The sequence below is a fragment of the Ruegeria sp. HKCCD7251 genome, from assembly GCF_013031165.1.
Taxonomy (GTDB): Bacteria; Pseudomonadota; Alphaproteobacteria; order Rhodobacterales; family Rhodobacteraceae; genus Ruegeria.
On the sequence record NZ_WPZC01000005.1, the window covers coordinates 67714 to 82718 of the forward strand.

General features: G+C 58.2%; 13 protein-coding genes. 11 read left to right on the forward strand and 2 right to left on the reverse strand.

What is annotated here, in order from left to right; translation table 11 throughout:
• Positions 1 to 6: 6 nt before the first annotated feature.
• The 10 genes from regB to GOX75_RS13875 all read left to right on the forward strand — a co-directional run bounded on the left by regB (position 7) and on the right by GOX75_RS13875 (position 12607).
• Complete coding sequence (regB, locus tag GOX75_RS13830; RefSeq protein WP_171123740.1) at positions 7 to 1404, forward strand: sensor histidine kinase RegB; 1398 nt, start codon at positions 7 to 9, stop codon at positions 1402 to 1404.
• A 64-nt stretch (positions 1405 to 1468) separates the two neighbouring features.
• The gene (locus tag GOX75_RS13835) at positions 1469 to 2977 is read left to right on the forward strand and encodes a PAS-domain containing protein (protein WP_171124033.1); all 1509 of its coding nucleotides are present in this window, start codon (positions 1469 to 1471) and stop codon (positions 2975 to 2977) included.
• Positions 2978 to 3018: 41 nt separating this feature from the next.
• Positions 3019 to 3492, forward strand: coding sequence for a tRNA (adenosine(37)-N6)-threonylcarbamoyltransferase complex ATPase subunit type 1 TsaE (gene tsaE, locus GOX75_RS13840; RefSeq protein ID WP_171124034.1), 474 nt, complete (start codon positions 3019 to 3021; stop codon positions 3490 to 3492).
• Entirely contained in the window at positions 3489 to 4493 is a 1005-nt protein-coding gene (locus tag GOX75_RS13845; RefSeq protein WP_171124036.1) for an aminoglycoside phosphotransferase family protein, read from the forward strand. The genes tsaE and GOX75_RS13845 overlap by 4 nt, the downstream gene beginning before the upstream one ends.
• Positions 4490 to 5176: a nucleotidyltransferase family protein gene (locus GOX75_RS13850; RefSeq protein WP_171124038.1), complete on the forward strand. Its 687-nt coding sequence runs from the start codon at positions 4490 to 4492 to the stop codon at positions 5174 to 5176. Before GOX75_RS13845 ends, GOX75_RS13850 begins: the two co-directional genes overlap by 4 nt.
• The gene (gene addB / locus GOX75_RS13855; RefSeq protein ID WP_171124040.1) at positions 5169 to 8096 is read left to right on the forward strand and encodes a double-strand break repair protein AddB; all 2928 of its coding nucleotides are present in this window, start codon (positions 5169 to 5171) and stop codon (positions 8094 to 8096) included. Before GOX75_RS13850 ends, addB begins: the two co-directional genes overlap by 8 nt.
• Positions 8093 to 11452 (forward strand): double-strand break repair helicase AddA, encoded by a 3360-nt coding sequence (gene addA / locus GOX75_RS13860; protein WP_171124042.1) that lies wholly within the window; start codon positions 8093 to 8095, stop codon positions 11450 to 11452. The genes addB and addA overlap by 4 nt, the downstream gene beginning before the upstream one ends.
• Before the next feature lie 60 nt (positions 11453 to 11512).
• Positions 11513 to 11833 carry a thioredoxin gene (gene trxA, locus GOX75_RS13865; protein WP_039542610.1) on the forward strand — a complete coding sequence of 107 codons (321 nt, stop codon included), beginning with the start codon at positions 11513 to 11515 and terminating at the stop codon, positions 11831 to 11833.
• A gap of 67 nt (positions 11834 to 11900) precedes the next feature.
• A complete protein-coding gene (locus GOX75_RS13870) occupies positions 11901 to 12251 on the forward strand; it encodes a Lin0512 family protein (RefSeq protein WP_171124044.1) in 351 nt (116 codons plus the stop codon).
• A complete protein-coding gene (locus GOX75_RS13875; RefSeq protein ID WP_171124046.1) occupies positions 12248 to 12607 on the forward strand; it encodes a Lin0512 family protein in 360 nt (119 codons plus the stop codon). Before GOX75_RS13870 ends, GOX75_RS13875 begins: the two co-directional genes overlap by 4 nt.
• Positions 12608 to 12665: 58 nt before the next feature.
• Here GOX75_RS13875 and GOX75_RS13880 read toward each other — a convergent pair whose 3' ends face one another.
• On the reverse strand, positions 12666 to 12860 hold the full coding sequence (locus GOX75_RS13880; protein ID WP_171123756.1) for a DUF1127 domain-containing protein: 195 nt from the start codon (positions 12858 to 12860) through the stop codon (positions 12666 to 12668).
• A 197-nt stretch (positions 12861 to 13057) separates the two neighbouring features.
• Here GOX75_RS13880 and hslV point away from each other — a divergent pair, with 197 nt between their 5' ends.
• Complete coding sequence (hslV, locus tag GOX75_RS13885) at positions 13058 to 13618, forward strand: ATP-dependent protease subunit HslV (protein ID WP_170771306.1); 561 nt, start codon at positions 13058 to 13060, stop codon at positions 13616 to 13618.
• On the opposite strand, the gene GOX75_RS13890 is transcribed toward hslV, so the two are convergent.
• Entirely contained in the window at positions 13607 to 14848 is a 1242-nt protein-coding gene (locus GOX75_RS13890) for an MFS transporter (protein ID WP_171124048.1), read from the reverse strand. The two genes, hslV and GOX75_RS13890, sit on opposite strands and share 12 nt — an antisense overlap.
• Between the last annotated feature and the right edge of the window lie 157 nt (positions 14849 to 15005).

Below are 15005 nucleotides of genomic sequence, written 5' to 3' on the forward strand. Positions count from 1 at the left end.
CGACCAATGGCAAATTCCAACATCACATTATGGCGCGGTCAGGAACGAAGCAGTTGGATTCGCCTACGTACCCTTATTCTGTTGCGATGGGTTGCCATTATCGGCCAGTTCACCGCCATCACTGTGGCGCAGCAGTATTTCGACCTGCAGCTTGAGCTGACGCTGTGCTATCTCGCCATTGGCGTGTCGGTTCTGGGCAACATGACTGCGATTCTGCTGTTTCCGCAAAACAAGCGTCTGACCGAGTTCGAGAACTTCCTGATGGTGCTGTTCGACCTGATGCAGTTGGCGATCCTGCTATATCTGACCGGCGGCCTGAACAACCCCTTCGCATTGCTGCTGTTGGGCCCGGTGACGATCTCGGCCAACGTAATGAGCACCCGCTCGACCCTGATCGTGGGAGCGGTGGCCATTACGCTGACCTCGCTGCTTGTCGAGTTCCACCTGCCGCTGCGCACCGAAACTGGGCAGGTGCTTGAAATCCCCGACATGCTGCTATTCGGCAATTGGGCTGCGGTTGTGATCGCCATTGTCTTTATTGGTGCCTATTCCCACCGCGTCAGTTCAGAGGTGCAATCCATGTCCGAGGCGCTGGCCGCCACCCATATGGCACTGGCACGAGAACAGAAGCTGACCGATCTGGGCGGTGTTGTCGCCGCAGCCGCGCACGAGTTGGGTACACCTCTGGCCACGATCAAGCTGACCAGTTCGGAACTGATCGAGGAACTGGATGACCGCCCCGATCTGAAGGACGACGCCGCCCTGATCCGTGAGCAGGCCAATCGCTGCAGGGACATCCTGCGGGACATGGGGCGTGCGGGCAAAGACGACCTGCATCTTCGGCAGGCACCTTTGTCCACCGTCATTCACGAAGCGGCCGAACCCCATATCAACCGCGGCAAGATCGTTCATTTCACTGAAGGCCCCGCAGGCGAAGGCGACGTGCAGCAGCCATCAATCCTGCGAAAACCCGAGATCGTCCACGGGCTGAGAAACCTGATCCAGAATGCCGTGGATTTTTCTCGGGCAAATGTCTGGGTCGAAGCCGAATGGACACCCGATCAGATCTCGATCGGTATCATGGATGATGGGCGCGGCTATCCTTCACACATGATCGGCCGGATCGGGGACCCTTTCATGCGCCGTCGCCGCGCCGAGACCGAACAGCGCGCACGGCCAGAATACGAAGGCATGGGCCTCGGTCTGTTCATCGCCAAAACCCTGCTGGAGCGAAGCGGCGCTGAACTGGAATTCGCCAACGGCTCGGATCCCTATCAGAACCTGTCCGACAATCCCGAACACCGGGGCGCGATCGTCAAAGTCGCATGGCCCCGCAAACTGGTGGACGCCCAGATCGGTGACACGCCCGTCCCGTCCGGTGCAAACCAGCGCTTTCAGATCTGAATTAAGACCCCGTTAACCAATGGTAACCATAATCTGAAACGATCATTTCTGTTGCGGAGCATCCATGGTCGACTGGATCATTCTGGCCATTATCAGCCTGGTTTCTGCCAGTGCCGCCGGCCATTGGTTGTTGCCCCGCCGCAGACACAGCGGCGACAACTTTGGTCTTTCGTCACCATCCTCCTTATTTGACACAGTCTTTCTGTTCGACGGGGACCGCCTGATCAGCCATTCCGATATTGCGCTGGACGGATTTGAAGAGGTCCGGCACTGGCCCGACCTGCGCCGCCCTTTGAAACGGGACTTTCCAACCTTTCCGGAAACCCCGGACCCAATTCAAAAGGAAGGAAATCTGGTTGTCCCGGCAATTGATTGCACCGTTAATCGTGATGTTCTGTGTGAATGGATCGACGGTATCGTCAGGGTTCAGTTGCGCGACGACGCCGAACGCCCGGAAACCATTCACCGGGATGCAAGCGATCCCATTCGTCAAGCAATGGATCGGGCGCCCTACCCGGTCTGGCTGTTGGATCATCAGGACAATGTACGGTGGTGCAATGCGGCCTATATCTCATTGGTGCGCAAGGTGCGCGGCCCTGATACCGATCTCACGGCGTCGCTGTTTCCCGGATCAGACGAAGACACGCGTCTAGGCACGAAGACACGGGTTTCAATCTCACCCGAGGAAAGTGAAAACAAGCTGTGGTTTGACCTGACCCTTGTAGACCATCCCGAGGGGCATCTGTGCTATGCGGTGGACATCAACGCAATTGTTGATGCTGAGACAGCCCAACGCAAATTCGTACAAACCATGACCAAAACATTTGCCCAGCTTTCAATCGGGCTGGCGATATTTGATCGCAATCGTCAATTGGCGCTGTTCAATCCGGCCCTGATCGACCTGACCACCCTGCCCCCCGATTTCCTGAGTTGCCGCCCGAGCCTGTCCAGCTTTTTTGACAGGTTGCGCGACCAGCACATGATGCCTGAGCCCAAGAACTACCGGACATGGCGCAGTCAGATGAACGATCTTCTTGAGGCAGCCGAAGACGGAAATTACCAAGAGACATGGTCTTTGCCGTCAGGCTCTGTCTACTCGGTCAGCGGACGCCCGCACCCGGATGGTGCTGTGGCCTTTTTGTTCGAGGATATCACGGCCGAGATCACGTTGACCCGCCGCTTCCGTTCGGAAATGGACCTGATGCAATCCATTCTGGACAAACTGGCCGACGCGATCGCCGTGTTTGGCGATGACGGAACATTGGCCTTTACAAACTATGCTTACCAAAAGCTTTGGGGGGAAAGTTCGGATACCGGGTTTGACTCGGATTCTGTGTTGGAGGTGACGCGCGGGTGGCAGACACAATGCGCCGCAACACCCATCCTGGGCGAAATTCGCGATTTCGTCGAAATGCGCGACAACCGCGCCGAATGGAGCGGTGATTTGAGGATGCGTGACGGCACTTCATTGACCTGCACTGTCAGTCCTTTGCACAACGGGGCCACAATCATACGCTTTTCCACGGACGCCCAGGTTATCCGTCCGGCCGAGATACAACAGATCAGCGCCTGAACCGGGTTGCAGCCAACCGGACACAGGGTCATTGTGGCGCCATGACGACTGCGCCGCTGACGATTGACCTGAATTCCCCAGAAGAAACAGCCGGGTTTGCTGCTCGATTGGGCTCAAAACTGTTGCCCGGTGACATTGTGCTGCTTGAGGGCGAGATTGGCAGCGGTAAAACGCATTTTGCGCGCAGCCTCATCCAGTCATTGATGACAATTCCGGAAGATGTGCCCTCACCAACATTTACGTTGGTACAGGTGTACGACACAGCTGCCGCCGAAATCTGGCACTGCGATCTCTATCGCCTATCCGCGGTAGAAGAGGTTGAAGAACTCGGCCTGACTGAAGCCTTCGACACGTCGATCTGCCTGATCGAATGGCCCGACAAGCTGGGTCCGCTTCGGCCTGAAAATGCCCTCACACTAACGTTCGAAACAGACCCTAATATGATGGAAAAACGAATGCTGACCCTGACGTGGTCAGACCCGAGATGGTCAGAAAAGTTGGAGTCCTGCTCATGACGAACCGGGCGGTTCTGGCCGAAGCCCTGATTGCCCAAACGCCATGGGCAAATGCCCGGCGCGCGCCTTTGGCTGGCGATGCGTCAAACCGCAGGTACGAACGCCTGACGGACCCTGATTCCGGAAATACGGCTGTTTTGATGGATTCCCCCCCAGGTCGGGCTGAACCGGTGGAGGCTTTTGTGCGCATGGCCGAATACCTGCGGTCAGTTGGCTTGAGCGCACCCAAGATCTATGCAGAAGACACAGAGTTCGGGTTCTTATTGCTGGAGGATCTGGGCGACGATCTGTTTGCGCGCGTTCTCGAACACCATCCGCAGCAAGAGCGTGAACTCTACGAGGCCGCCACGGATGTTCTAATCACATTGCACGACGCGCCGACCTTGTCTTTGCAGTCTTACGGCCCATCCCTGATGACCGAGCTGGCCGCGCTGTCCTTCACAAAATACGCGCAAGCCGTGCAGGGGGCTTATGACGAAGATATGCGGGCCCGTTTTGAGAATCGGTTCGCCGATATCCTGCACACCGAAACGTCTGGCCAGAAGGTAGTCATCCAGCGCGATTATCATGCCGAAAACCTGATCTGGCTGCCGGATCGCACAGGGGTTCAGCGCGTCGGCCTTCTGGACTTTCAAACAGCTATGCTGGGTCATCCGGCGTATGATCTGGTGTCCCTGCTACAGGACGTTCGTCGCGACGTGGCACCCGGCACCGAGATGCGGATGATCACACGATACATCACAGAAACGGGTGTCAACGACCACGATTTCCGCACGGCCTATGCCGTTTTGGGCGCCCAGCGAAACCTGCGAATTCTGGGGGTGTTTGCACGGCTGGCAACAGAATACGGCAAGCCCCAGTATATTGACCTGATCCCGGCAACTTGGGCCCACCTGATGCGCGATCTGGAACACCCGGCGCTGGTTTCAGTCGCCGATCTGCTGCGACGCTCCCTACCCGCCCCAACACCCGAGGCTTTGGAAAGGCTCAGACAGGCATGACCCGAACTCCCGAAGCCGTCATGCTGTTCGCAGCCGGGTTTGGTACCCGAATGGGCGAGTTGACCAGCACGACGCCCAAACCGCTGATTGAAGTCGCGGGTCGGCCCTTGATTGATTATGCGCTGGACCTGATCAACGACGTTCACCCCAAAAGGATTGTCGCAAACCTTCATTACCTGCCCGATCAGCTTGAGGCGCATCTGGCCCCCAAGGGTGTATTACTGTCCCGCGAAGACGCCGAGATTCTGGAAACCGGTGGCGGATTGCGCGCGGCCCTGCCGATGTTGGGCACAGAACCCGTATATACGGCAAACTCGGATGCGATCTGGGCCGGGCCGAACCCACTTGCGCTGCTGCGCGACGCATGGGACCCGGACAGAATGGACGCCCTGTTGATGTGTGTGCCCGTCACTCGGACCATTGGATATATGGGGACAGGAGATTTCACCGCCGACGCGTCAGGCCGGATTACGCGTGGGCCGGGGTTGATCTATGGCGGAATCCAAATCACCAAGACAGATGGATTGATGAATTTTCAGCAAAAGTCTTTTTCTTTAAACCTGTTATGGGACCAGATGCACAGTCAGAACCGCCTGTTTGCCCTGTCTTATCCAGGCCGATGGTGCGATGTCGGAAGGCCCGAAGGGATCGCCCTCGCCGAGGAGCTTTTGGCAAGTGTTTGAGCCTAGCGCCCTACCCCGCGTTTTTGCGGTTCCACCCGGTACGGACTTTCCCAAGGCGCTGGTTCGGGGGCTGCAGGCCCGCCACGAAGGTACCACGCCCGAGGCCCTCGCCCGCGTGCAACTGGTGGTCAACACACGAAGGATGGCCCGGCGTGTACGAGAGTTGTTTGATCAAGGCCCACCCTGCCTTTTGCCACGTCTGTCGCTGATCACCGATCTGGGTGAAAGTGTTGATCTGGCGCAGGTTCCGCCCGCAATCCCGCCCCTGCGGCGGCGTCTGGAACTGACGCAACTGGTTTCCAAGCTGCTGGACCAGCAGCCGGACTTGGCGGCGCGGTCATCCGTGTTTGACCTGTCCGACAGCTTGGCCGCTTTGATTGATGAGATGCAGGGCGAAGGTGTGTCACCTGACGCGATCCGGAATCTGGACATCAGCGATCTGTCCGGACACTGGGCGCGGGCACAGGCGTTTATCGGGATCGCGGATAGTTTCGTCGACACCGGGGCGGATGCGCTGGACATGCAGGCCCGACAACGGCGCGTCGTCCTGAACCTGATCGACCGCTGGACGGCGGAACCGCCGCAACATCCGGTTGTTCTTGCCGGGTCCACGGGATCAAGGGGGACGACTCTGATGCTGATGGAGGCTGTCGCGCGGTTGCCGCAGGGCGCGCTGATCCTGCCCGGGTTCGACTTCGATCAGCCCGCCGATGTCTGGACAGATCTGGATGATGCGTTGACATCAGAAGATCACCCACAATACCGGTTCCGCAAACTGATGGCGCAACTTGGGTTAAAACCCGATCAGATCAGGCCATGGACACAGGATACCCCGCCTTCCCCTGCCCGTAACCGGCTGGTTTCATTGGCGTTGCGTCCTGCGCCGATCACGGATGCGTGGATGTCCGAAGGCCCGCAACTTACTGATCTGGACAGCGCGGCTGCAGACCTGACTCTGGTCGAGGCCCAATCTCCGCGCGCCGAGGCTTTAGCGATTGCCCTGCGCCTGCGCGAGGCTGCGGAATCGGGCCAAACCGCTGCCCTGATAACCCCGGACCGGATGTTGACGCGTCAGGTCAGCGCAGCGCTGGACCGCTGGGACATCCTGCCCGATGACAGCGCAGGCCTTCCGTTGCAGTTATCGCCGCCCGGCCGATTCCTGCGGCACGTTGCGAACCTGTTTGCACGGCGGTTGGACGGCGAAGCTCTGCTAACCCTTTTGAAACACCCCCTGTGCCATGACGGTGGCGATCGGGGGGCGCATCTGCTGCATACGCGGGATCTTGAACTGGATCTTCGTCGCAATGGCCCGCCGTTTCCGGACGGGCGCAGCCTGACCGATTTTGCTATCCGAAAAGAAGCGCTAAACGCATGGATGCAGTGGCTTGTACGCCATTTCTGCGATCAACAGATCGGTGGGGAGCTTGCACTGCCAGATTGGGCGGCGCGGCTGCGCGATCTGGCCGAAAGCATTTCCGCTGGAAGTGCAGGGGACGCGGGTACGCTGTGGGACAAGAACGCCGGGCAAAAGGCACAGTCCGTTCTAAGCGCGCTGGAGGCAGAAGCGCATCATGGCGGGTCAATGAATGCGCGTGATTTTGCGGATCTACTTGGCGCTTTGCTGGCGGGAGAAGAGGTCCGCGACAGGGACGCACCACATCCGCATATCATGATCTGGGGCACGCTTGAGGCGCGTGTACAGGGGGCCGATCTGCTGATTTTGGGCGGACTGAATGAAGGCAGTTGGCCCGAAGCCGCAGCGCCTGACCCGTGGCTGAACCGGCAGATGCGCGACAAGGTCGGCCTATTGCTTCCGGAACGTAGGATTGGACTGTCGGCGCATGATTTCCAACAGGCGATCGGCGCGCCCGAAGTGTGGCTGACGCGCGCAACCCGGTCTGATGATGCCGAAACCGTACCGTCCCGCTGGTTGAACCGTTTGACGAACTTGCTGCAGGGGTTACCGGATCAGGGAGGCCGCGAGGCGCTGTCCCAGATGCGCGCCCGCGGCAGGAAATGGCTGCGCTGGTCGGAACAGCTTGAAGCTGCACCTCGGATTGAACCCGCGCCGCGTCCCTCTCCGCGTCCGCCGGTCGCTGCGCGACCGCGCCGCCTGAGCGTTACGGAAATCAAACGGCTGATCCGTGATCCATACGCAATCTACGCTAAGCACGTGCTGCGCCTGAGGCCCCTTGATCCGTTGGTTCAGGCCCCCGATGCCTTGCTACGGGGGATCGTGATTCATGAAATTCTGGAGCATTTCGTCAAGGACAGTGTTCTGGATACAGCCCTGCTGACACGCGAGAATTTCCTGAAACGCGCCGAAAACCTGGTTGCGCAACACGTCGCGTGGCCGACAGCGCGCAAACTGTGGCTAGCGCGGCTAGACCGGATCGCGGATGACTTTCTCAGCGCAGAAACTGCTCGGCACGGGGATGGGGGGCCGGTTTCGTTTGAGGCCAAGATGAACCTTGTTCTTGCTCCTTTGGATTTCGCCATCGTGGGCCGCGCCGACCGGGTCGACCTGAACAGCAGGGGTGCGGTGCGTCTGATAGATTACAAGACCGGCGCACCTCCGAGCGAAAGCCAGCAGGCGAAGTTTGAAAAACAATTGCTGATCGAGGCAGCCATCGCCGAACAAGGCGGGATCGAGGGGCTGAATCCGCTGCCCGTGGCCGAGGCCGTGTTTGTGGGGATGGGCGGAACGTATAAAGAGGTCCTTGCGCCCTTGGCAAAAGAACCGCCAGATAAGGTCATTGCAGAGCTAAGAGAACTGATTTCCGCATATTTAGAGCCTGATCAGGGCTTCACGGCGCGGAGGATGCTGCACAAAGATACGGATGTCGGCGACTATGATCATCTTGCCCGCTTCGGCGAATGGGATCGGACCAGCGACTCTGCGCCGGAGGTTCTGACATGAGCCACCGCAACGACGCGACCGAACGGCAGGTGCAAGCCGCACGGCCCGATGCATCGACCTGGCTTGCGGCGAACGCGGGTTCCGGCAAAACGCGGGTGTTGACGGACCGGGTTGCGCGCCTGCTGCTGGATGGTGTGCAGCCGCAGCATATCCTGTGCTTGACCTACACCAAGGCCGCCGCCAGCGAGATGCAGAACCGTCTGTTCAAACGGCTGGGTGAATGGGCCATGCTGGGCGATGACGCCTTGCGCGCGCAATTGACGGAACTGGGTGTGCCCGGCGCAATTAATTCCGGTCGCCTGGCGCAGGCGCGAACATTGTTTGCGCGCGCGATTGAAACACCGGGCGGGCTGAAGATTCAGACGATCCACTCTTTCTGCGCCTCATTGCTGCGTCGATTTCCGCTTGAAGCCGGGGTCAGCCCGCAATTCGCGGAAATGGAAGACCGTGCCGCCGCCCTGTTGCGCGAGGAAATCGTTGAAGATTTTGCAGAAGGACCGCAAGCCGCTTTGATCGAAGACGTGGCCCGGTTTGTAACAGATACCGGGTTCGACAATCTGACGGCCGCGATCACCCAAAAACGCAACTTGTTTGCGCAGGCGCTAGACTGGGCGGAAATTCAAAGGCGATTTGATCTGCCCGAAGGGTTTGACGAAGACGCGCTGCTGGAGCGAGTATTTTTAGGTGGAGAAGTTGAATTAATTCAGTCAATCCTGCCTGCGCTTTCCGAAGGCGGAAAAACCAACGCTAAAACTGCGGCGAAACTGGCGGCATTCACCGAGTCCCGGCTGACCAGTCTGCCTATGTTGGAAAACGTCTTTCTGACCGGTAAAGGGGCCAAAGAGCCGTTCTCGGCCAAGGTTAACAGCTTCTCGACCAAGGCGCTGCGCGAAGGCGCGTTGGCTGATCGAATGCCCCAGCTTGAGGCGCTGATGTTACGTATCGAGGCCGCGCGTGAGCTGCGTTTGGCCTTGGTTGCCGCACGTAAGACCCATGTACTGCATCGCTTTGCCGCCGCTTTCCTGCCCGAATATGAACGTCGTAAACAGTTGCGTGGGTGGCTGGATTTCGACGACCTGATCCTGCGCGCACGGCGGGTGCTGAACGACCCGGCGGTCGCAGAATGGGTGCTGTATCGGCTGGATGGCGGCATCGACCATATTCTTGTGGACGAAGCGCAAGATACCAGCCCAGATCAATGGGACGTGGTTGAAAAGCTGGCGCAGGAATTTACCAGCGGGGAGGGGGCCCGATCCGGGGTCGAACGCACGATCTTTGTGGTCGGGGATAAGAAACAGTCGATCTATTCCTTTCAGGGGGCCGATCCCGCAGCCTTTGACCGGATGCAGCAGGAATTTGGGCGGCGACTGATCAATTCAGGCTCTAAATTGGAGAGTTTAGAGCTGGAATACTCCTTCCGCTCGTCCAGTGCGATCTTGTCTTTGGTGAATATCCTGTTTGAAGGCCACGCCGAGGCGGGGTTTCAGGACAAAGCCCTGCACCGCGCGTTCAAGTCCAGCCTGCCGGGTCGCGTAGACCTTTGGCCTGCGATCGAAAAGGTGACCGACGATGACGAAGCCGACTGGACCGATCCGGTAGACCGCCCCGGTGCGCGGCATCACACTGTCATTCTTGCGGAAAAGATAGCCCATTCGATCAAGTCGATGATCGACACTGGCGAAACGATCCCCGAGGACGGTGAAACCCCCGGTACTTTCGTTCGCCGCAAGGTGCAGCCCGGGGACTTTCTGATCCTTGTGCAGCGCCGCTCGGATCTGTTTGCCGAGATCATCCGAGCCTGCAAAGCATTGCGCCTGCCAATCGCTGGGGCCGACCGGTTGAAGGTCGGCGCGGAGTTGGCCGTGAAGGACCTTGCTGCGTTGCTGAGTTTTCTGGCCACGCCCGAAGACAGCCTGTCGCTGGCCACTGTGCTGAAATCTCCTCTATTTGGGTGGACCGAGCAGCAGATTTTCGATCTGGCGCATCGACGGCAGGAACAATTCCTGTGGGCAGCGCTGCGCAACCGCGCCGAAGAGTTTCCCGAAACGCTGGCCGTGCTGAATGACCTACGCAGCCAGATCGACTTTCTTCGCCCATATGACTTGATCGAACGCATCTTGACCCGCCATCACGGGCGGCGAAACCTGCTGGGCCGGTTGGGGGCCGAGGCTGAGGATGGCATCAACGCCTTGCTTTCTCAGGCGCTTGCCTATGAGCGGACGGATATACCCAGCCTGACGGGTTTTCTGGTCTGGATGCAGACAGATGATCTGGAAATCAAGCGGCAGATGAGCGGCGTGGGCAACATGATCCGCGTGATGACCGTACATGGGTCCAAGGGTCTTGAGGCACCGATTGTCATCCTGCCGGATACCGGCAAGCGGCAAGCCCCGCGCGATGCCGAAATCATGGTGGCCGATGACACGCCACTGTGGAAGGTTCCCTCAGATGCGTCCCCCAGCCTGATCGCGCAGGCCCGGACCGAGGCGCGAACGCGGGAGGAAAATGAACGCCTCCGGCTGCTTTACGTTGCGCTGACACGGGCAGAGAAATGGCTGATCGTTGGGGCCGCTGGGGATGTCGGAAAGGACGGAACCATTTGGTATCAGATGGTTGAGGCCGCGATGGGCCGGGCAGGGGCTACTCAAGAGCCGGGGTCTGATACATTAAGGCTGTCACATGGAGACTGGACCAGCTTGCCGCTTGTCTCTCATGCAGAGGCACCTGTTGAAGACGCCGATTTGCCTGCCGTGTTTCTAACTGCGGCTGCAACCCCGTCCCCGGCGCAACAAACGATCAGCCCATCGGATCTGGGTGGCGCTAAGGCGTTGCCGGGTGACAGCGGTCAGGACGAAGACGCAGCCAAACTTCGCGGCACGCGCCTGCACCTGCTGCTTGAGCATTTGCCGTCGGTGCCACGGGACAACTGGCCGCAGCTCTGCGCCCGCGTTCTTCCCGATATGCAGGAAATGGACCGAAAAGAGCTGTTTGACGAAGCCCATACAGTCCTGACTGCAGAACATCTGCAGGACATATTTGGTCCGGACGCACTGGCCGAGGTTCCGATTACCGCCGACCTGAACGGCCACCGGATGCACGGGGTCATAGATCGGTTGATCGTCACGGCCGATACTGTGCAAGCCATTGATTTCAAATCCAATGCCACAATCCCCGAGGATGCGAACGCCTGCCCTGAGGGGCTGTTGCGTCAGATGGGCGCTTATGCACAAGCCCTGTCGCGGATCTATCCGGACCGGGATATCCGAACTGCAATCCTCTGGACCAGAACCGCCGGGCTGATGTGGTTGCCACACGATCTTGTGACGGATGCACTGGCCCGTGCGCCGATGCCTTGACCTTGGAAAACCCCGCACCTAGGTTCAGTGACCAAGCATTCCCCATTCAGGAGACAGAATATGTCGACCGTAGCCGTAACCGATGATACCTTTGACGCCGAAGTCAAGAATTCCGACATCCCCGTTGTTGTCGATTTCTGGGCCGAATGGTGTGGCCCCTGTAAACAGATCGGCCCCGCTCTGGAAGAGCTGGCCACTGAGTATGGGGGCAAGGTCAAGATTGCCAAGGTAGACGTGGACAGCAACCCGAACGCAGCCGCCGCCATGGGCGTGCGCGGTATTCCGGCACTGTTCATCTTCAAAGACGGTCAGGTTGTTTCGAACCGCGCAGGTGCCGCGCCCAAAGCCGCGCTGCAAAGCTGGATTGACGAGTCCATCTGATCTGATTGGACAGACTGTTTTCAAAGGCGTCCCAACCGGGGCGCCTTTCTTTCTGCCGGGAGGGCACATGACGAAAACTCGGGTTCTTGTTGAATTTGGAATGGGAACCTCGCTGCGCCGCGAGGATTATACCGAGGCCGCTCTGCGTGCGATCAAGGATGCGCTTTGGCACAACTCTGTCAACATGGCAGAACTGTTCGATTTCCCGAAAGAGGCAATGATCATTGATGCTGAAATCGGGGTGCAGAAGCCCGATCAGGTGGACCAGGAGGCACTGAAAGCCGTATTTCCTTATGGTCAGCCGAATGTGACTGTCACTGAAGGCGGACTGAATATCGACAAACCCCACGCCGAGGGGCGCACCGTCATCGCAAACGCGGCCATTATAGTCTCGTTCGACATGGAGCCTGCGACATGAGCGAAAAACGTATCATTCTGGAAATGGGTACTGGCAACGATCTGTATGGACAGGATTACACCAAGGCCGCACGACGGGCCGTGCAAGACGCCTTGCATCACTCGTCGATCACGCTGTTTTCCAAGCTGGGCGTGGATCACCACGAGATGCGCGTTCAGGTGACAATCGGTGTTCAAGATCCCGAAGCTGTGGATTGTGATCAGGTCGCTGCAGATCTTCCACGCGGGCGGGCCAAGGTACGTGCCGTAAAGGGCGGGCTGGATATCGACGACAAAGACGGGACGCGGCATGTGGTGGCCACCGCTGCGGTCGAGGCGTTTCTGCCGGATCTTTCCGACCGATACAAATTATCCTGAAAAAGAAAAAGCCGCCCAAGTCTGAGCGGCTCAACTATTCTTGTAATGATCGTGCGGGTCAGATCGTCTCGATTTCCGCGCGAGTCAGACCGACATCTTCCAACTGGGCGTCGCTCAGGTTCGACAAAAGCTTGCGTGTCTTGCGGGATTCATTCCACAAAGCCGCTTTTTCGAATGTTCCGTAGATCGCGTCCACTACATGCAGGATGGTAGCTGCTCCGAGCGGCGCATGGATATTTGCAGTAGTTGCCATTTGCGCATTTCCTTGTGACTGAAACAGCCGACCTCGTGTCGGTTGTAAGGCTCATGTAGGAGCATTGCCTGAGACTCACAATTGCTAGTCTGGTAACCCCGAATTGCATTTAATGCATATCTTTTAAGCGGTTTGTGAACTGTTGCGCTGCACGCGCGCCCGGCCCATATAGGGGACCAGACAAAACGGAGGCTTCCATGGCAGACAGCGATTTTCCCGGATGGCACGGCACGACAATTATTGGCGTCAAGAAAGGCGGCCAAGTGGTGATTGCCGGGGACGGTCAAGTCAGCCTGGGTCAAACCGTGATCAAAGGCACCGCCCGGAAAGTGCGCCGCCTGTCGCCAGGCGGGTTCGAGGTTGTCGCGGGTTTCGCCGGATCAACAGCCGATGCTTTCACTTTGCTGGAGCGGCTGGAGGCCAAATTGGAGGCCACGCCAGGCCAACTGGCCCGCGCCTCGGTCGAACTGGCGAAAGACTGGCGGACGGATAAATACCTGCAAAAGCTTGAGGCGATGCTGATCGTCACGGATGGCAAGGATCTGCTGGTGATCACAGGGGCAGGAGACGTGCTGGAGCCGGAACACAACGTCGCCGCCATCGGATCCGGCGGAAATTTCGCTCTGGCCGCAGCGCGCGCGATGATGGACAGCGACAAGCCCGCCGAAACGGTGGCGCGTGAGGCAATGGCGATTGCCGCCGATATCTGCGTCTATACCAATGGCAACCTGACGGTTGAGGAAATCTCAGGCCAGTAACGCCTTGATCTCTTTACCCTTCCACCGCAGGTGCATCCCGATCAGGCCCAGTATCGCGGCGAGGATGACGATGTAGTAGGGCACGCGGATGTCGATGCTCATCAACCCGCCGCCGATCAGGGACATGATCCCTCCGGCCAGACAGAAGACAGCCGTGGTCACGCCCATCACCCAACCCTGATCGGTTTCGCTGACGGCGGAGGAAAACAGGCCCAGCAAGGTTGGGTAGGACACGCCAAAGAAGAAATAGAAGAAGAATACCGGGATGTAACTCAGCACACCGCTGGGACTGAAGGCAAATCCAAAGCCGCAGATCACCATGACCACCAGCGATGTGTAGATGATCTGATGCTTGCTGAACTTTTCTTGTGCCGGTTTCACAAGGAAAGTGCTTGAGAAGGCCAGCGCAAAGCCGATGACCACCATCGCCATGCTTCCGCCGATCACGCCATAGCCCCATGCTGATGTCAGGAAATTGTCGACGAAGACATAGAAGGTGACATTCGCGATCATGAACAAGGCATAGACCGGCAAGATTTTCAGAACCAACGGATGCGTACGGACCGCGATCAGGCTGTCGGTGATATCGCGGGGGCGAAAAACAAAGGCTGCGCGTTCCGTGCGGGTGTCCTTGAAAAAGAACATCACAAGGAAAATCGCAATCAGTACCAGAGCGAAGGCCCCGTAGAACGGTGTTTTCAGCGTCGCATAACTGCCCAGAAGGTTGGCATCGGACAGGACGGCGCCGATGATCGGTCCTCCAACAAGGCCAAAGCTGACACCGGTGATGATATACCCCATATTGCGGTCGCGGTCGGCGGCGTCGGTGCTGCCGTCAATCATTGCCGCCTGTGCGATAGGTTGGTTCCCAGCCGTAAAGCCCGTAATCGACCTGCCGATAATCAACAGGATCAGACTGTTGAGATACAGTGCCGTAATGGTCAGCGCATAGCCTGCCAACGCTCCACCCAGACAGACCAGCAATGCGTTCTTGCGCCCGATCGAGTCTGAGACTTTCGAGACATACACAACACCCAGAAACCAGGACAGAAAGAAACAACCGATCACCAGCCCATAGTACAGATGTCGCATACCCATTGCGGTGCTTTCGGGCAGGAAGTTGGATTTCGTCTCCATGATCAGCGAGTTGATGATCGGGAAAACCAGCCCCTGCCCAAGCAGGTCCACAAACACCACGAACAGAAGGGTGATCTTGGCAATTTTCGTCATCCGCGCGCTCCTGACCCTCAACACCTTGAAATTACTGTATCAGAGGGGGTGCGTTTCACCTAAGGAAAGCATTTGCAAACCGGATAGGGCATTGCTAACCAACGCTGCCGCTGTTGTTTTCGATCCAGCGGTGATTACCTAAGCCCAAGTTTCCATA